At 69.9% G+C, this 18,234-nt stretch carries 16 protein-coding genes; 4 read left to right on the top strand and 12 right to left on the bottom strand.

What is annotated here, in order from left to right:
• Positions 1–94 precede the first annotated feature (94 nt).
• From ftsH to dacB, 5 genes are all read right to left on the bottom strand, one after another.
• On the bottom strand, positions 95–2,119 hold the full coding sequence (ftsH, locus tag IE206_RS23905) for an ATP-dependent zinc metalloprotease FtsH (RefSeq protein WP_189965286.1): 2,025 nt from the start codon (positions 2,117–2,119) through the stop codon (positions 95–97).
• Positions 2,120–2,321: 202 nt separating this feature from the next.
• On the bottom strand, positions 2,322–2,861 hold the full coding sequence (gene hpt / locus IE206_RS23900) for a hypoxanthine phosphoribosyltransferase (protein ID WP_053731222.1): 540 nt from the start codon (positions 2,859–2,861) through the stop codon (positions 2,322–2,324).
• A gap of 75 nt (positions 2,862–2,936) precedes the next feature.
• Entirely contained in the window at positions 2,937–4,007 is a 1,071-nt protein-coding gene (gene tilS / locus IE206_RS23895) for a tRNA lysidine(34) synthetase TilS (protein ID WP_189965283.1), read from the bottom strand.
• A 208-nt stretch (positions 4,008–4,215) separates the two neighbouring features.
• Complete coding sequence (locus IE206_RS23890) at positions 4,216–5,355, bottom strand: Rv3626c family coenzyme F420 biosynthesis-associated protein (protein WP_189965282.1); 1,140 nt, start codon at positions 5,353–5,355, stop codon at positions 4,216–4,218.
• 49 nt (positions 5,356–5,404) lie between these two features.
• Positions 5,405–6,805 (bottom strand): D-alanyl-D-alanine carboxypeptidase/D-alanyl-D-alanine endopeptidase, encoded by a 1,401-nt coding sequence (dacB, locus tag IE206_RS23885; RefSeq protein WP_189965279.1) that lies wholly within the window; start codon positions 6,803–6,805, stop codon positions 5,405–5,407.
• Positions 6,806–6,938: 133 nt separating this feature from the next.
• On the opposite strand from dacB, the gene IE206_RS23880 reads away from it, so the two are divergent.
• The gene (locus IE206_RS23880; protein WP_053731216.1) at positions 6,939–7,433 is read left to right on the top strand and encodes an inorganic diphosphatase; all 495 of its coding nucleotides are present in this window, start codon (positions 6,939–6,941) and stop codon (positions 7,431–7,433) included.
• A gap of 128 nt (positions 7,434–7,561) precedes the next feature.
• Positions 7,562–9,211, top strand: a complete 1,650-nt coding sequence (locus IE206_RS23875) for a threonine/serine exporter family protein (RefSeq protein WP_373300974.1) — start codon at positions 7,562–7,564, stop codon at positions 9,209–9,211.
• Between the two features lie 28 nt (positions 9,212–9,239).
• Here the strand turns inward: IE206_RS23875 and IE206_RS23870 are convergent, their stop codons facing one another.
• On the bottom strand, positions 9,240–9,923 hold the full coding sequence (locus IE206_RS23870; RefSeq protein ID WP_189965275.1) for a DedA family protein: 684 nt from the start codon (positions 9,921–9,923) through the stop codon (positions 9,240–9,242).
• 137 nt (positions 9,924–10,060) lie between these two features.
• Here IE206_RS23870 and IE206_RS23865 point away from each other — a divergent pair, with 137 nt between their 5' ends.
• Both IE206_RS23865 and gad read left to right on the top strand, forming a co-directional pair.
• Positions 10,061–10,426 (top strand): YbjQ family protein, encoded by a 366-nt coding sequence (locus tag IE206_RS23865; RefSeq protein ID WP_189965273.1) that lies wholly within the window; start codon positions 10,061–10,063, stop codon positions 10,424–10,426.
• Between the two features lie 52 nt (positions 10,427–10,478).
• The gene (gene gad, locus IE206_RS23860) at positions 10,479–11,909 is read left to right on the top strand and encodes a glutamate decarboxylase (protein ID WP_189965271.1); all 1,431 of its coding nucleotides are present in this window, start codon (positions 10,479–10,481) and stop codon (positions 11,907–11,909) included.
• 307 nt (positions 11,910–12,216) lie between these two features.
• Here gad and IE206_RS23855 read toward each other — a convergent pair whose 3' ends face one another.
• The 6 genes from IE206_RS23855 to IE206_RS23830 form a co-directional block, all read right to left on the bottom strand.
• Positions 12,217–12,957: an ABC transporter permease gene (locus IE206_RS23855; RefSeq protein WP_189965369.1), complete on the bottom strand. Its 741-nt coding sequence runs from the start codon at positions 12,955–12,957 to the stop codon at positions 12,217–12,219.
• Between the two features lie 35 nt (positions 12,958–12,992).
• On the bottom strand, positions 12,993–13,997 hold the full coding sequence (locus IE206_RS23850; RefSeq protein ID WP_373300973.1) for an ATP-binding cassette domain-containing protein: 1,005 nt from the start codon (positions 13,995–13,997) through the stop codon (positions 12,993–12,995).
• Positions 13,998–14,120: 123 nt separating this feature from the next.
• Positions 14,121–14,762, bottom strand: coding sequence for a PadR family transcriptional regulator (locus IE206_RS23845; protein ID WP_189965269.1), 642 nt, complete (start codon positions 14,760–14,762; stop codon positions 14,121–14,123).
• Positions 14,763–14,859: 97 nt separating this feature from the next.
• On the bottom strand, positions 14,860–15,396 hold the full coding sequence (locus IE206_RS23840) for a DinB family protein (protein ID WP_189965267.1): 537 nt from the start codon (positions 15,394–15,396) through the stop codon (positions 14,860–14,862).
• 169 nt (positions 15,397–15,565) lie between these two features.
• Complete coding sequence (locus tag IE206_RS23835; protein WP_189965265.1) at positions 15,566–17,023, bottom strand: aldehyde dehydrogenase family protein; 1,458 nt, start codon at positions 17,021–17,023, stop codon at positions 15,566–15,568.
• 81 nt (positions 17,024–17,104) lie between these two features.
• Positions 17,105–18,004: a Sco1979 family transcriptional regulator gene (locus IE206_RS23830; RefSeq protein WP_226599001.1), complete on the bottom strand. Its 900-nt coding sequence runs from the start codon at positions 18,002–18,004 to the stop codon at positions 17,105–17,107.
• Between the last annotated feature and the right edge of the window lie 230 nt (positions 18,005–18,234).

The following is an 18,234-nucleotide window of genomic DNA, read 5'->3' as shown; positions in this document are numbered from 1 at the left end:
TCGTTCATGCGCGTGGCCGGAAAACAGCCGCGCCCCCACAGGCTAAAACCTGGGGGGCGCGGCATGCATTCCGGGGCCGGTGCGGCCCCGGTGCTCAGCTCTCGGGACGGTCCTCGGGGGCGGGGATCGCCTCCGTCGTCTTGTCCATCTGCACGGAGCCGTTGTTGGTGGCAGCACCGTTGGTGAGCGCCAGCTCCTTGGGCGAGAGCACCGGCGGCCTCGTCGACGGCGTACGCCGTGAGGAGCCGGTCCAGGCCGGGCGGGCCGGGCGCTTGACGATGCCCGAGAAGACCTCGGCGATCTGCTCCTTGCCCAGCGTCTCCTTCTCCAGGAGCTGCAGGACCAGGTTGTCGAGGATGTCGCGGTTCTCGACCAGGATCTCCCAGGCCTCGTTGTGCGCCGTCTCGATGAGCTTCTTGACCTCTTCGTCGACGAGCGCCGCGACCTCTTCCGAGTAGTCGCGCTGGTGCGCCATCTCACGGCCGAGGAACGGCTCGGTGTTGTCGCCACCGAACTTGATCGCGCCCAGACGCTCGGTCATGCCGTACTGCGTGACCATCGCGCGGGCGGTGGCCGTGGCCTTCTCGATGTCGTTGGCCGCGCCCGTCGTCGGGTCGTGGAAGACGAGCTCCTCGGCCGCGCGACCGCCCAGCATGTACGCCAGCTGGTCGAGCATCTCGTTGCGCGTGGTCGAGTACTTGTCCTCGTCCGGCAGGACCATGGTGTAACCCAGGGCCCGGCCGCGCGACAGGATCGTGATCTTGTGGACCGGGTCCGAGTTGGGGGAAGCCGCGGCGACCAGGGCGTGACCGCCCTCGTGGTACGCGGTGATCTTCTTTTCCTTCTCGGACATGATCCGCGTCCGCTTCTGCGGACCCGCCACGACGCGGTCGATCGCCTCGTCGAGCGCGTTGTTGTCGACCAGCTTCCGGTCGCTGCGCGCCGTCAGGAGCGCCGCTTCGTTCAGCACGTTCGCAAGGTCGGCGCCGGTGAAGCCCGGGGTGCGCCGCGCGACGGCCGACAGGTCGACGTCCGGAGCGACCGGCTTGCCCTTCTGGTGGACCTTGAGGATCTCCAGACGGCCCTGCATGTCCGGGCGGTCGACCGCGATCTGGCGGTCGAAACGGCCGGGCCGCAGCAGCGCAGGGTCGAGGATGTCGGGCCGGTTCGTGGCGGCGATCAGGATGACGCCGCCCTTCACGTCGAAGCCGTCCATCTCGACGAGCAGCTGGTTGAGGGTCTGCTCGCGCTCGTCGTGACCGCCGCCGAGGCCTGCGCCACGGTGCCGGCCCACGGCGTCGATCTCGTCGACGAAGACGATGGCCGGGGCGTTCGCCTTGGCCTGCTCGAAGAGGTCGCGGACACGCGAGGCGCCGACACCGACGAACATCTCGACGAAGTCGGAGCCGGAGATCGAGTAGAACGGGACACCGGCCTCACCCGCGACAGCACGGGCGAGCAGCGTCTTGCCCGTACCGGGCGGGCCGTACAGCAGCACGCCCTTGGGGATCTTGGCGCCGACGGCCTGGAACTTCGCCGGCTCCTGGAGGAACTCCTTGATCTCGTGGAGCTCCTCGACGGCCTCGTCGGACCCCGCCACATCGGCGAAGGTCGTCTTCGGGGTGTCCTTGGTGATGAGCTTGGCCTTGGACTTCCCGAAGTTCATGACTCGGGAGCCGCCGCCCTGCATCTGGTTCATCAGGAACAGGAAGACCACGACGATGAGGACGAAGGGGAGCAGGGACAGCAGGATCCCGAGGAACGGGTTCTGCTTGTCGGGCGAGACGGTGTATCCCTTCGGGATGTCACCGCCCTTCACGCCGGTCTGCAGCGAGTCGGCCATCGAGGTCGCCTGGGCGTCACCGATGTAGTTGGCCTGAACCTTGCTGCTGCCCTTGACCTTCTGGCCGTCCTTCAGGTCGATCTTGATGACCTGGCTGTCACCAGTGGTGATCTTGGCCTGTTCGACCTGCTTGTTGTTGATCGCCTGAACGACATCGGATGTGTCGACCGTCTTGTAGCCGCCCGACGAGCCGACGACCTGCATCAACACGACCACGGCGAGGACGGCCAGCACGATCCACATGACCGGCCCACGGAAGTATCGCTTCACGTCCATCCATACGGAGCGAGAACGCCCCGTCCCTCCTGCCCGTAGGTAAATGCTGCTGTGAGTATGACTAAGACTGTGTGTAAAGACTGTTCTTCGGACGGTACCCCAGCATTGTCACCCGTGGTCGCACGGTACGGCTGACAAAGGGCCCTTCCCCTGCTCCAACGGCGGGAGGAGGCCTGTGGTTCCCCGAACGGGCCGGGTTGCGTCAGCCGCCGTACACGTGCGGCGCAAGTGTCCCGACAAAGGGGAGATTGCGGTACTTCTCGGCATAGTCGAGGCCGTAACCCACGACGAATTCATTGGGAATGTCGAAGCCGATCCACTTCACGTCGATCGCAACCTTTGCGGCATCCGGCTTACGGAGCAGCGTGCAGACCTCGAGGGAGGCGGGCTCGCGCGATCCGAGGTTGGAAAGAAGCCACGACAGGGTCAGGCCCGAGTCGATGATGTCCTCGACGATCAGGACGTGCTTGCCCTTGATGTCGGTGTCGAGGTCCTTGAGGATCCGCACGACGCCGGAGGACTGGGTGCCCGCACCGTACGAGGAGACGGCCATCCAGTCCATGGTGACCGGGGTGGACAGCGCGCGGGCCAGATCCGCCATGACCATGACGGCGCCCTTGAGGACTCCGACGATGAGCAGGTCCTTGCCCGCGTACTCCGCGTCGATCTTCCCGGCCAGCTCCGCCAGCTTCGCGTCGATCTCTTCCTTGGTGATGAGCACCGACTGGAGGTCGGTGCCCATGTCCTTCTCGTTCACCCGGGCCGCTTTCTTGGGGGGTTCTGTTGTCCGTACGCGAGCCGAGTGACGTGCGTGGTCTCAGCTCTGCCGAATGACCAGTCTGCCACCCTGGCGACGAGCGACGACGCGGCCGGGGAGATTGATGGCCCGCTGGCCGCGCCAGCTGGTGATCAGCTTGTCGACCTCCTCCACATGGCGGGCGAAGAGCGAACCGGCGGGCGCGCCCGCCCCGATGACCTCCCGGCGCACGATGCGGCGGCGCACGGCGGGCGGCAGCGCGTAGAGCTTCGCGCATTCGAGCAGCCCCGCGTCGTCCCGTACGGTCGCGTCCGCCTGGAGGGCCCAGGCGTCCAGGGCGTCGGCGTCGTCGCGGGAGAGCTGGGCGGTGCGGGCCAGCGCCTCGACGACGCCCTTGCCGAGCGCCTTCTCAAGCGCGGGCAGGCCCTCCTGGCGCAGCCGGGAGCGGGTGTAGGCGGGGTCGGCATTGTGCGGGTCGTCCCAGACGGGCAGCGCCTGCACCATGCAGGCCTTGCGGGCGGTCTGGCGGTCGATCTCCAGGAAGGGGCGCCGGTAGCGGCCCGCCGCCCCCGAGACGGCGGCCATGCCGGACAGGGAGCGGGTGCCGGAGCCGCGGGCGAGGCCGAGCAGCACGGTCTCGGCCTGGTCGTCGCGGGTGTGGCCGAGCAGGATCGCGGCGGCGCCGTGGCGCTCGGCTGCGGCGTCCAGGGCGGCGTAGCGGGCGTCCCGGGCGGCGGCCTCGGGGCCTCCCTCACGGCCCACGTGGACGGCGATGGCCTCGGCGGGCTCCAGGCCGAGGCCCGTCATGCGGGACACGACCTCGGCGGCCCGCAGGTCGGAGCCGTGCTGCAGGCCGTGGTCGACGGTGATGCCGCCGGCGCGCAGCGAGAGTTTGCGGGATTCGAAGGCGAGGGCGGAGGCGAGCGCCATGGAGTCGGCGCCGCCGGAGCAGGCCACGAGCACGAGGGGCGCGGGCGGCGCGGTGAGCAGGCCGGCCCCGGGACCGGCACAGGCTCCCGCGCTCACGGCGGCAGCGGCGCTCTCATGGTCGCGGGAGTGTTCGTTCAGTACGTCGTGGAGTACGCGGCGAACCGCCAGGCGTATCGCTGCGACCGCAGGATGGGGACCCATGTCCGGTGCCCTTCGGTGTTGGGGGTGCCTCTGGTGCGGAGAGGAAGCGGGGGGAATCAGAGGGAGCAGGAGGGAAGTTCAGTCACACAGAGTGCGTAGATGGTGACAGAACAGAGCCGTTACCCGAGCATTGCACGCCTACCCATGCCTCACGGTCCCTCGGATGGGTGATTCCCGCGTTGACACCCGCCTACCGGCGGCTTTTCGCTCAGGACTCCGCCTTGCGGTGCACGCGCGCGACCCAGTCCGCCGGCTTGGCGATCTCGGCCTTGGTGGGGAGCGTGTTCGGCGATGTCCACACCCGATTGAAGCCGTCCATGCCGACCTCGTCCACCACGGCCCGCACGAAGCGCTCGCCGTCGCGGTACTGACGCAGCTTGGCGTCGAGGCCGAGCAGCTTGCGCAGCGCCATGTCGAGCCGGGAGGCCCCCTTGGCCCTGCGCTCCTTGAACTTCTCGCGGATCTCGGCCACCGAGGGCACGACCTGCGGCCCGACCCCGTCCATCACGTAGTCCGCGTGGCCTTCGAGCAGCGACATGACGGCGGTGAGCCGGCCGAGGATCTCGCGCTGGGCCGGCGTCTGCACCAGTTCCACGAGCGAGCGTCCCTCCTCGCCCTCCTCGCCCTCGGGACGGCCCCCGGCCAGCGACTGGGCGGCCTCGCGCAGCCGCTCCAGGACCGTCATCGGGTCGACCTCGGTCTCGCCGAGGAATGACTGGATCTCGCCCTCCAGGTGGTCGCGCAGCCAGGGCACGGCCGTGAACTGGGTGCGATGGGTCTCCTCGTGGAGGCACACCCAGAGCCGGAAGTCGTGCGGGGCGACGTCGAGTTCGCGCTCGACGTGGACGATGTTGGGCGCCACCAGGAGCAGCCGGCCCCCGCCGCCGGGCGCCGCCGGGAGCTCGCGGGTCGCGGGCGCGAACGTCTCGTACTGGCCGAGGACCCGCGAGGAGAGGAAGCTCAGGAGCATGCCCAGCTCGACGCCGGTGACCTTGCCGCCGACCGCGCCGAGCACGGCCCCGCCGGGGATGTTCCCGCGGCGTTCCTGCATCTTGTCGAGGAGCGGCCGCAGGACCTCGCGGAAGCCCGCGACGTTCGCCCGCACCCAGCCGGCCCGGTCGACGACCAGGACCGGGGTGTCCTCGGGCTCGGCGCCCTCCGGGATCATCCGGGTGAACGCCCGTACGTGCTCCTCGGCGGCCTTGGCGTGCCGGCGGAGCTCGGCGACGATCTCGCGCGCCTCGTCGCGGCTCACGTCGGGGCCCGGCCGCACCAGTCGGGTCGCGGTCGCGACCGCGAGGTTCCAGTCGACCATCCCAGAGGTACCTGCACCGCCGATGCCAGTCATGCGTCAACCGTACGTTGTCGGCCCCTGAAGGGAACCCGGTTGGCGCCGCTCAGTGCGCCGTGAGCCGGGTGGCGAGCCGGTCGAGCGCCTTCTGTACGGGGGCCGGGTCGGCGCCCGGAGTGCCCGTCGACAGGAACGCGAACGCGAGGAGGTGGCCGCTCGCGTCCACGACCGTCCCGGCCAGGGTGTTGACCCCCGCGCCGCTGAGCGTGCCGGTCTTCGCGCGAACCAGGCCGGTGGCCGCGGAGGCCGTGTCGTAGCGCCCGCTGAGGGTGCCGGTGAAGCCGGCGACGGGCAGGCCGGTCAGGATCGGGCGCAGCTCGGGCCGGGCCGGGTCGGCGGCCTTGGCGAGCAGCCGGGTGAGGAGGTCCGGGGTGACCTTGTCGACTCGGTTCAGGCCGCTGCCGTCCGCGAACACGACTCCGTTCAAAGGGAGTTGGAGTTTGGCGAGCTGCGCGGGCACGGCCGCCGCGCCGCCGTCGAAGCTCGCGGGCCTGCCGGTGGCGATCGCGGTCGCGCGGTTCAGGGCCTCGGCGATGTCGTTGTCACTGTTGGTCAGCATCCGCTCGACGATCTCGGGCAGCGGCGCGGACAGCGTGCTCGCCACCGGCTTGGCACCGGCGGGCGCGGCGGCGGACACCGGCCCGTCCACCCGCACCCCGCGGGCGCGCAGCAGCTCGGCGAAGGCCCGTGCGGTGTCGCCCGCGGGGTCGGAGGTGCGCGCCGCGGGCCCGCTGTCGGAGCTGTCCGTACGCCCCTCGTCGGTCATCAGCGCGACGACCGGCGCGAGGTTCTCGTTCGCCCCGATCGGATGCACCGCAGGGCCGCTGAACAGCGCGGTGTCGTAGGCCAGTTGTACGTTGCCGAGCGAGCGCGCCCCCAGCGCGCGGGCCGTGTCGTCGGCCAGGGCGGCCAGGCGAGCCTTGTCCAGGGTGGGGTCGCCGCCGCCGACCAGGGTGAGCGCGGCGGAGCCGGGCGGGGCCACCACCCTGGTCGCGAAGCGGTGGTCGGGCGGCAGCGCGCTGAGCACAGCGGTCGCGGTGGCGATCTTCACGGTGGAGGCCGGCGTCATGGCCGCGTCCGCCCGGACGGCATACAGCACCCGCCCGGTGGCGGTGTCCAGGACCGAGGCCGCCGGGTTCGGGCCGAGCGCGGGGTCGGCGAGCAGCCGGCCCAGGTCGGAGGGAAGGGCCGCCGGGACGGGGGCCGCGACCGGGGCGCCGAGGGCCGCGAGCACGCCGGGCGCGCTCGGCGCCGGAGCCGGGGCTTCCGGATCCTTGGGGGGCCCGTGATGTGCGCCACCCCTGCCGGCCCACGATGCGGCCCGGTCACGCTCGGCCTTACGCTGGCCTGAGTCCCACGGTCCGGCGAGGGCCACGGCCCCGGCCGAAAGTGCCAGGCCGACCGCCGCCGCACCCGCTGTGAGCTGCCATGTCTTGGGTCCCGGCACCGAGGACCAGCCCCTTTCGCGATCACACACCTGCGTGAGGGACACTTAATCACCAGAACTGCGTCCTGCCGCGAACACGGCATCGACGCAGCACCCGTCCGATGCATGTGCTGATCATGGAGGAGAGCCACCCGTGGAGTTCGACGTCACCATCGAGATCCCGAAGGGGTCGCGGAACAAGTACGAGGTCGACCACGAGACCGGCCGGATCCGCCTGGACCGTCGACTCTTCACCTCGACCAGCTACCCGGCCGACTACGGCTTCGTCGAGGACACCCTCGGCGAGGACGGCGACCCGCTGGACGCGCTGGTCCTGCTGGACGAGCCGACGTTCCCCGGCTGCGTCATCAAGTGCCGCGCCATCGGCATGTTCCGGATGACCGACGAGGCCGGCGGCGACGACAAGCTGCTGTGCGTCCCGGCGTCCGACCCGCGCGTGGAGCACCTGCGCGACATCCACCACGTCTCCGAGTTCGACCGCCTGGAGATCCAGCACTTCTTCGAGGTCTACAAGGACCTGGAGCCCGGCAAGTCCGTCGAGGGCGCCAACTGGGTCGGCCGCGTCGAGGCCGAGGCCGAGGTCGAGGCCTCCTACAAGCGCCTCGAGGCGCAGGGCGGCGCGCACTGACGCGCGATCTTCCGTGAACAGCGGGCGGTGCACCTTCACGGTGCGCCGCCCGCTGTCGTGTCGGCTCATGACCGACCACATACTGGGCACACGCACCCAAGCGGCCGGAGGGAGGCACGGGACCAGTGGTGGCCGAGCAGCACGATGCGGTGGAAGACCGCAAGCCGCAGTCCGACGAGGCACGCAGCGCCTTCGCACCCCCCGAGGGCGTGGAGCAGCCGCAGGTGCCCGAAGAGGAATCGCCCACCTCCGAGTTCGCGCTGCCCGCGGGGCTCGCCGCTCCGGTCGTGGAGGCGCCCGCCGACCAGTCGGCCTCCGCGTTCGCCACGCCGAGCACCTACAGCGCCCGTGACACCCCGAACGCCCTGATCACCACGGCGGGCCTGCCGCTGGTGCGGCTGTCCAAGGACGCGCCCTGGCAGGACCGGATGCGCACCATGCTGCGGATGCCGGTGGGCGACCGGCCGGTGGCCGAGCCGATCCAGAAGCACGACGACACCGGCCCCGCCGTGCCCCGCGTGCTCGACCTGACGCTGCGTATCGGCGAGCTGCTGCTCTCCGGCGGCGAGGGCGCCGAGGACGTCGAGGCCGCGATGTTCGCGATCTGCCGCAGCTACGGCCTGGACCGCTGCGAGCCGACCGTCACCTTCACCATGCTGGCCATCACGCACCAGCCGTCCCTGGTGGACGACCCCGTGACCGCCAACCGCACGGTGCGCCGCCGCGGCACCGACTACACGCGCCTGGCGGCCGTGCACCGGCTCGTCACGGACATGACCACCGAGGAGCACGAGGTCTCCCTGGAGGAGGCCTACCGGCGCCTCGCGGAGATACGGCGAAACCGCCACCCCTACCCCGGCTGGGTCCTGACCACCGCCTGCGGCCTTCTTGCCGGAGCGGCCTCCGTGCTGCTCGGCGGCGGCGTCGCGGTGTTCCTGGTGGCGGCGGTCGGCGCGGTTCTCGGCGACCGGCTCGCCTGGCTGTGCGCGGCGCGCGGGCTGCCGGAGTTCTACCAGTTCGTGGTGGCCGCGATGCCGCCCGCCGCGATGGGCGTGGCGCTCAGCCTGCTCTCCTGGAACCTCAGTCCATCCGCGGTGATCACCGGTGGCCTGTTCGCGCTGATCCCCGGGCGGGCCCTGGTGGCGGCCGTCCAGGACGGCCTGACCGGCTTCTACGTCACCGCGTCCGCGCGGCTGCTCGAAGTCGGGTACTTCTTCGTCGCGATCGTCGTCGGCGTCCTGAGCGTCCTGTACGGCGGGCTCCAGATCCACGCCGAGCTCAATCCGGAGGGCACGTTCAAGCCCATCGACCGCCCGGTCGTCCAGATCCTGGCGTCGTTCGTGCTCTGTCTGACCTTCGCGGTCCTGCTCCAGCAGGATCGTTCCACCGTGCTGATCGCGGCCGCGAACGGCGCGGTCGCCTGGGTGATCTACGCCGCGATCGCGGTCACCGCGGGGGGCTCGCCGATCATGGCGACGGCGGTCGCGGCCGGCGTGGTCGGCCTCTTCGGCCAGCTGCTCTCGCGGTACTGGAACACCTCGGCGCTGCTGTACGTCACCGCCGCGATCGGCCCGCTGCTGCCCGGTAGCGCCACGTACTTCGGGGTGCTCCTGATCGCCCAGAACCATCTGGACCGGGGCTTCGCCTCGCTCGCCAAGGCGTCGGCGCTCGCCCTGGCCATCGCGATCGGCGTGAACCTCGGCAACGAGATCGCCCGCATGTTCCTGCGGGCCCCGGGCGCGGGCCGCGCGGCAGCGAAGCGGACGCGCGGGTTCTAGGGGGACACCCCCTAGGCCTCCGGTGGGGTCAGCGCTTGGCGTGGCGGCCGCCACGCTGAGGCGCCTGCCCGTCTGCCACCTGCGGGTTCTTCTTGGCCTTGGAGCGGGCCCGCAGGAACTCGATGGCGATCGGGACGACCGAGACCAGCACGATCGCGACCAGGATCAGCTCGATGTTCTTGTGCACGAAGTCGACGTTGCCCAGGGCCGCGCCGAGCAGCGTGACGCCCGCCCCCCACAGGGTGCCGCCGATGACGTTGAAGGTGACGAACGGGCGGTAGTTCATGCCGCTGACGCCCGCGACGATCGGCGTGAAGGTGCGCACGATCGGCACGAAGCGGGCCAGGACCAGCGACTTCGGGCCGTACTTCTCGAAGAATTCGTGGGCCTTCTCGACGTTCTCCTGCTTGAAGAGCTTCGAGTCGGGCCGGCTGAAGAGGGACGGCCCCACCTTCTTGCCGAAGAGGTAACCCACCTGGTCACCGAGAACCGCGGCAAGCACGACGAGCACGCACACCAGCCACAGCGGGGTGTCCAGCTTGCCGGTGGTGACCAGGAGACCGGTGGTGAACAGGAGCGAGTCGCCCGGCAGGAAGAAGCCGACGAGCAGCCCGGACTCGGCGAACACGATGATCAGCAGACCGGCCAGGCCGAAGGTCCCCAGCAGATAGTCGGGGTCCAGCCAGCTCGGCCCGAGGGCAAGGGAAGTCACGGGTACCGGGCTCCTGGGTGTGGGTATCGGGCGGGCTGTCTGCCGTCGGCAGCCAAAGTTATCAACGTAACGCGCGAACTCGTGGTTCCAGGGGCAGGCTGGGTAGGGCCGACAAGGGCTACCGAAGGGGAAACCACATGGGCATCGAGGAGTACGGCGGCGGACAGGGCCCGCAGTCGGACGTACTGGTGGTGACCACCAACGACGTACCCGGTTACACCGTGCAACAGGTCATCGGGGAGGTCTTCGGCCTCACCGTACGCTCCCGGCACCTGGGCAGCCAGATCGGCGCCGGCCTCAAGTCCATGATCGGCGGCGAGCTGAAGGGCCTGACCAAGACGCTGGTCGAGACGCGGAACCAGGCGATGGAGCGGCTCGTGGAGCAGGCGAAGGCGCGCGGCGCGAACGCGGTCCTGATGATGCGGTTCGACGTGACCGAGGCGGCGGACGTGGGTACGGAGGTCTGCGCGTACGGAACCGCGGTGGTCCTGACCCGGAACTGAGCACACGCTCCACTGCATCAACTCTCCTCTCTGGAAAGGCAGTTGACAGTTCATGGCATTGCACCGCGGCGGCAGCGAGAAGGAGCACGGCGACGAGAAGGAGTACGGGCGGCTCGCGCTGAACCCCTTCTACGGGGAGGCCGACCCGGTCGGCTCGATGACCTCCGCGCCACCGCGGCACCGGCTCCCCGACCGGCCGCTGGCCCCGTCGACCGCGTACCAGCTGGTCCACGACGAGCTGATGCTCGACGGGAACGCCCGGCTCAACCTGGCGACGTTCGTCACCACCTGGATGGAGCCGCAGGCCACGGTGCTCATGGCGGAGTGCCGGGACAAGAACATGATCGACAAGGACGAGTACCCGCGCACCGCCGAGCTGGAGCGGCGGTGCGTGGCCATGCTCGCGGACCTGTGGCACGCGCCGGACCCGAACACCGCGGTCGGCTGCTCGACGACCGGGTCGAGCGAGGCGTGCATGCTGGCGGGGATGGCGCTCAAGCGGCGCTGGGCGCAGAAGAACGCCGACCGCTACCCCTCGCGCGAGGCCCGCCCGAACCTCGTCATGGGCGTGAACGTGCAGGTGTGCTGGGAGAAGTTCTGCAACTTCTGGGAGGTCGAGGCGCGGCAGGTGCCCATGGAGGGCGACCGCTTCCACCTAGACCCCGCAGCCGCGGCCGCGCTCTGCGACGAGAACACGATCGGCGTCGTCGGGGTGCTCGGCTCGACCTTCGACGGTTCGTACGAGCCGATCGGCGCGCTGTGCGCGGCGCTCGACGATTTGCAGGAGCGTACGGGTCTGGACATCCCGGTGCACGTCGACGGGGCGTCCGGGGCGATGGTCGCGCCCTTCGTCGACGAGGACCTGGTGTGGGACTTCCGGCTGCCCCGGGTGTCCTCGATCAACACCTCCGGGCACAAGTACGGGCTCGTGTACCCGGGGGTGGGCTGGGCGCTGTGGCGCTCGGCGGCGGAGCTGCCCGAGGAACTGGTCTTCCGGGTGAACTACCTCGGCGGCGACATGCCGACCTTCGCGCTGAACTTCTCGCGGCCGGGGGCGCAGGTGGTGGCGCAGTACTACACGTTCCTGCGGCTCGGGCGCGAGGGCTACCGGGCGGTGCAGCAGACCACGCGGGACGTCGCGCGGGGGCTCGCGGAACGGATCGAGGCGCTCGGGGACTTCCAGCTCCTGACGCGGGGCAACGAGTTGCCCGTGTTCGCCTTCACTACGGCGCCGGAGGTGCACCGGTACGACGTGTTCGACGTGTCGCGGCGCCTTCGCGAGCGGGGCTGGCTGGTGCCGGCCTACACCTTCCCGGCGAACCGGGAGGACCTGTCGGTGCTGAGGGTGGTGTGCCGCAACGGGTTCTCCTCGGACCTGGGGGCGCTGCTCCTTGAGGACCTGGGGCGGTTGCTGCCGGAACTCCGCCGCCAGGCCGGCCCACTGGGCCGGGACGAATCGGTAGCAACAGCGTTCCACCACTAGCCCCTGGGCCCCTGGGGGCTGCGCCCCCGCACCCCTTTCCGGGGCTCCACCCCGGACCCCGTTCGCGCCTGAAGGGCGCTCGTCCTCAAACGCCGGACAGGCTGGGTATGCCCGCACGGCCCGTACCCAAGAGACCGGCCAGGATCGACCCTGCCAGGGGCGCGGGGAACCGCGCGAGCAACCACCCACGGTCCGCAGCCGAATGACCCCATCACATCCCGCATCCCCCGGAGGGTTTAGGGAAGGGGCGGGGAGGGGCCTCCCGGGGCCTGGGGCGGAGCCCCAGCGCACCCCGCCGGGCCGTCCCCTACCCCCTCAGCCTCCCGAATCGCCCCACCGCCAGGGGCAGAAACAACCCCACCAGCACCACCGGCCACCCCACCGCCAACACCCCCGCATGCTCGGCCGCCCAGGACGAACCCCCCGCCCCCGCGCCCCACAACTCCCGCACCGCCGTGGCCGTCGCGGACAGCGGGTTCCATTCCACGACCGCCCCCAACCACCCCGGCATCGACGCCGGCACGGCAAACGCGTTGGACAGGAAGCCGACCGGCCACACCAGGATCTGCACCGCCTGCACCAGCTCCGGCCGCCCCGCCACCATCGCCAGGTGAATCCCGACCCAGAGCATGGCGAAGCGGAACAGCAGCAGGAGGCCCACAGCCGCGAGGAACCCAGCGCCCCCTCCCGGCCGCCACCCCATCGCGTACCCCACGCCGATCAGCACGACCAGTCCCACCGCCGACTGCAGCATGTCCGCCACCGCCCGCCCGACCAGCACCGTCCCCGACACCATCGGCATCGAGCGGAACCGGTCGACCACCCCCTTGTTGAGGTCCTGCGTCACCGCCAGCATCGTGCCTTCGAGCCCGAACGCCATGGTCAGCGCCAGCATCCCCGGGACCAGGAAGTCGACGTACGGGCCGGACACGCCCCGTCCGCCGCCGATCAGGTAGCCGAACACCAGCAGCAGCATCACGGGGAAGACCAGCCCGACCACCACCTGCACCGGCTGCCGCGCCCAGTGCGCCAGCTCGCGCCGCGTCATGGTCCAGGAGTCCGCGACCACCCAGCCGACCGCGCTCACACCGCCACCCCCCGCTCGCCCCGGTCGCTCTCCGCCAGAGACTCTCCGTCCCCCACAGGCCCGCCCTCCGTCAGGGACAGGAACACCTCGTCCAGCGTCGGCCTGCGCACCGCGATGTCCTCCGCCTCGATACCCGCCGCCGACAGTTCCCGTACGACATCGACCAGCACCCCCATCCGGTCCGTGACCGGCGCGCTCAGCAAGCGCCGGTCCCGGTCCACGGTGACCCCGGGCAGTCCCAACACCCGTACGGTGTCCGCCAGTTGAGAGGGGTCTCGCACCACCACCTCGATGCGGTCCGAGCCCACCGTCGCCTTCAGCCCGTCCGCCGTGCCCTCGGCGGCCACTCTGCCGCCGTCGATCAGGGAGATCCGGTCGGCCAGCTGGTCGGCCTCTTCCAGGTACTGCGTGGTCAGCAGGACCGTCGTGCCGCCGCCCACCAGCGAGCGAACCGCCCCCCACACCTCCGCACGGCCGCGCGGATCGAGGCCCGTCGTGGGCTCGTCCAGGAACAGCACCTCCGGGTCGGTGATGAGCGACGCCGCCAGGTCGAGCCGCCTGCGCATGCCCCCGCTGTACTTCCCGACCGCCTTGCGCCCGGTGTCCGCCAGGCCGAAACGGGCGAGGAGCTCATCGGCCCGCTCCCCCGCCCGGCGCGCCCCGAGATGGTGGAGCCGGCCGAACATCTCCAGGTTCTGCCGCCCGCCCAGCTCCTCGTCGACGGCCGCGTGCTGCCCGAGCAGCCCGATCCGCCGCCGCACCTCGCCCGCCTCCCGCTGTACGTCGTGGCCCGCGACCAGCACCCGGCCCGCGTCGGGGCGCAACAGCGTGGTCATGATCCGTACGGCCGTGGTCTTGCCGGCCCCGTTGGGCCCCAGCACCGCGTGCACCGTGCCGCGCCGCACGGCCAGGTCGAGCCCGTCGAGCACCCGCTTCGCCCCGTACCGCTTGCCCACGTCCTCCACGAGGATCGAGTTTCCGTTCACGTCCGCGTCCGGCAATCTCTTCTCCTTCACCAGCTCTCGCGAGGCAGCAGATGTCGCGCATTCAGCGACTCTCGCGAGGTAATCAAACTTGATTACCTCATCGAAGGTAACCGACCTCCCTCCACTCGTCAAACTTGATTAGAGATCGTCTCCGGGGTCCCGCTCACCCGTCGCGAACGGGTTCTCCTCACCGTCAGCCAGGACGCCCACGAACGGCTCGCCCTCGCCCGCGAAGACGTACGCCCCGCCCTCGATCCGGGCGATCAGGCCGCGGGTCCACTCCGCCTCGGCATCCGCGGAGTGGACCCACATGTTCATGATTTCGCCGATGTGGCCGAGCTGGCCCGGGCCCTCCTCCGGCGTGTAGTACTCCGTCGCCGAGGCGCGCCAGCCCGCGAGCTTGTCCAGCCGGTCGCGCAGCAGGGCGACCGCCTCCGCGCGCGGCAGGTCCACCATGAAGCCGAGCGCCGCCGACAGGACGTCCATCTTCTGGTCGTACGAGGCGAGCGCCTCGCGCAGCAGCCGGAAGAACTCCTCGCGGCCCGCATCCGTCAGCTCGTATTCCGTGCGCGGCGGGCCGCCGACCGTGCTGGGCGCCACCTCATGGGCGAGGAGGACGCCCTGCTTCGCCATCTGCTTGAGCGCGTGGTAGATCGAACCCGGCTTGGCGTTGGACCACTCATGGGCGCCCCAGTACTCCAGGTCGTTGCGCACCTGATAGCCGTGCGCCCGGCCGTGCTGACGTACCGCGCCGAGGACGAGGAGACGGATGCTTGACATGGCCGCAAGCCTATGGCTTCACCTGTCGCGACTGCCTGCGGCCTCGGCCGTCACGACGGCTCGTGACCTCCGCCGTGACGGCCCGCCGCACCCCGGCTCAGCCGTTCGCGAGATCCACCAGCTCGAACGCCGTCTTGCCGTCGATCGACTCGCGGATGATGTCCGCGTGCCCGGCGTGCCGGGCCGTCTCCTCCACGAGGTGCATCATCAGCCAGCGCATCGAGACCCGGCCCTCCTTCGGGAACCACGGGGCCGGCGGCAGCGGGAAGGTGTCGTCGAGCGAGGGGACCTTGCGGATGAACTCCTCGGTCTCGGCGGCCACTTCGTCCCAGAAGGCCAGCATGCCCGCAGTGGTCTCGTCGCCCATGAGCTGGAAGCTCTCGTGCCAGTTCGACTGGTCCCGCTGCTTCTCGTTGGGGCGCTGCTGAGCCATCCTCAGCCAGTTCAGTTCGGTCTCGGCGACGTGCTTGATCAGTCCGCCGAGGGAGAGCTCGCTGGTGCTCGGGCGGCTGGTGGCCTGCTCCTCGGTGAGGCCGAGGACGGCGCGGCGCAGCCCGCCGCGCTGGGCTTCCACGAAGTTGAGGAGAGCGCCGCGCTCGTCGCCGTGCGCCTCTGCGGGAACGTGAGTGGGCATGATCCGACCGCCTTCGTTCGAGTGCTGCATCCGGTGTACCGGCCTGCTGACAAGAAACACGGTACGAAGGAAAGAGGTCAGATTCTGTCCTCTGTCAGCTGTCAGCTGTCCTCCTTCAGCTGTCAGCCGCTGCCCTCTCTGTCCAGTGTCAGCCGCCCGCCGATATCCGTCAGAACGGGAACGGGCTGCGCTCGTGCTGGACCGAGATCCACTTCTGGGTGGTGAAGGCCTCGACCGTCGAGTCGCCGTTCAGCCGCCCGAGCCCCGAGTACTTCTCGCCGCCGAAGGCGACCAGCGGCTCGTCCTGGATCGTCGAGTCGTTGACGTGCATCATCCCGGTGTCGATCCGCTTGGCGAACCGCACCCCGCGCTCCACGTTGGCGGTGTGCACGGCGCCGCTGAGTCCGTACGGGCTGTCGTTCGCCATGCGTACGGCCTCCTCCTCCCCGTCGAACGGGATGAGCAGGGCGACCGGGCCGAAGATCTCCTGGCGCAGTACGGGAGAGTCGGCGGGCAGTCCGGTGAGCACGGTGGGCTCCACCAGGTTGCCGCGCGTGCGGCCCCGTACGAGCGCGGTCGCACCCTCGGCGAGGGCCTGGTCGACCAGTGAAGTCAGCGCCTCTGCCTGGAAGTTGTTGATGACGGGGCCGATGTCGGTGGCGGGGTCGGCCGGGTCGCCGGTTCTGAGCGAGGTCACCTTGGCGAGGAACTTGCCGGTGAACTCCTCCAGGATCGAGCGGTCGACCAGGATCCGGTTGGCGGCCATGCAGACCTGGCCCTGATACACGAAGCGGCTGAAAACCGCCGCGTCCACCGCGTAGTCGAGGTCGGCGTCGTCGAGGACGACCAGGGCGCTGTTGCCGCTCAGCTCCAGGATGACGCGCTTGAAATGGCTGCCGGCGACCGAGGCGACGTGGCGGCCGGTGCGGTCCGAGCCCGCGAACGAGATGACCTTGGGGACGGGGTGCTCTATGAGCGCGTCGCCTATCTCGGCGATGTCGGTGACCAGGACGTTCAGGAGCCCGGCGGGCAGTCCCGCGTCCTTGAATATCTTCGCTATGAGCCCGCCGCCGACGACCGGCGCGTTCTGGTTCGGCTTGATGACGACCGCGTTGCCCAACGCCAGTGCGGGGGCTATGGACTTGAGGGTGACCAGAAACGGGAAGTTGAACGGGCTGATCACCCCGATCACGCCGACCGGGAGGCGGTAGACGCGGTTCTCCTTGCCGTCGACCGGCGACGGCAGGATCCGGCCCTCGGGGCGCAGCGCCAGCTGGATCGCCTCGCGCAGGAATTCCTTGGCGAGATGGACCTCGTACACCGCTTTCAGCCGCGTGCCGCCGAGCTCGGTGGTGATCGCCTCGATGATCTCCGCCTCGCGCTCCTCAGTGATGCGCAGGGCGCGCTCGAAGACGAGTCTGCGGGTGTACGGATTGGTCTCGGCCCATTCGCGCTGGGCGCGCTCGGCCGCACGGTAGGCCTCGTCGACCTCTTCGACGGTGGCGACGGTGATGGCGGCGAGCTTCTCCCCGTTGTACGGATCGAAGTCGATGATGTCCCACGACCCGCTGCCGGTGCGCCACTGGCCGTCTATGAACTGGTGGGCGAGGTCGGTGAAGAAGGACATGCCATCCCCTACTGCTGTGTCCGCCGGCTCCGCGCGGTCAACCGCGTTACTGGCCTGATGTGACGTCATCCTACTGATGAGTCAGCTGAGTTGGAGGAGTCCGCGCAGAAGATCGCGGCTTTCCTCCGGGCCTGGGCTGTCCTGCTGGAGCCGGGCCATCGCCCGTTCGTACTGCGCGACCTCTTCCGCCTTGTCCAAATACAGTGCGGAGGTGAGCTGTTCGAGATACACGATGTCCGACAGGTCCGACTCCGGGAACCGCAGCATCGTGAAGGCGCCGCTCTCCCCCGCGTGCCCGCCGAAGCTGAACGGCATGACCTGAAGGTTGATGTTGGGCTGCTCCGACATCTCGATGAGATGCTTCAACTGCCCCCGCATCACATCCCGTTCGCCGTAGGGCCGACGCAGCGCGGCCTCGTCGAGCACCGCGTGGAACTGCGGGGCCCGCTCGGACACCAGGGCCTTCTGCCGCTCGAGCCGCAGCGCGACGCGCTTGTCGATCTCGGCCGCGGGCGCGCCCCGCATGCCCCGCGAGACCACAGCGTGGGCATACGCCTCGGTCTGCAACAGACCGTGTACGAACTGAACTTCGTAGACGCGGATCAGCGAGGCCGCGCCCTCCAGGCCGATGTACGTCTGGAACCAGCCGGGCAGCACATCGCCGAAACTGTGCCACCAGCCCGCGATGTTGGCTTCCTTGGCGAGGCCGAGCAGCGACATGCGCTCCGACTCGTCGCCGACACCGTAGAGCGTGAGCAGGTCCTCGACATCCCTGGCCTTGAAGCTCACCCGCCCCAACTCCATACGACTGATCTTGGACTCGGACGCCCGGATCGAATAGCCGGCTGCTTCCCGCGTGATGCCGCGCGATTCACGCAGGCGCCTGAGCTGAGAGCCCAGCAGAATGCGCCGGACCACCGAACCTCCGCCGGCCTCGACTGCGCTCGGCCGGGGGGATCCCCATGCCTCCCCTGCGGTCACTTCGCCGTCCTCCCCATCCAATGGTGGTGGGCAGTCTGCCATCAAAACGCTTCACCCCGTACCCGCGTGATTACGGAAATGGTCAAGGAGTGAAATCGGCCTGAGGAACTTCCGAGGAAGAAATGAGCAAGAAACGGCACGGGCGGGGACAGGTCGGTCGCGTGCACGTGCATCTGCCCTTGCATCGTGCCGAAGCATTCGGAACCATGGTCCCCGCGCACCTGCGTGCT

It is taken from the genome of Streptomyces violascens, assembly GCF_014649955.1.
GTDB lineage: Bacteria > Actinomycetota > Actinomycetes > Streptomycetales > Streptomycetaceae > Streptomyces > Streptomyces violascens.
Note: the sequence above shows the minus strand (reverse complement) of the source record. Positions and strands in the feature narration are given on the sequence as shown.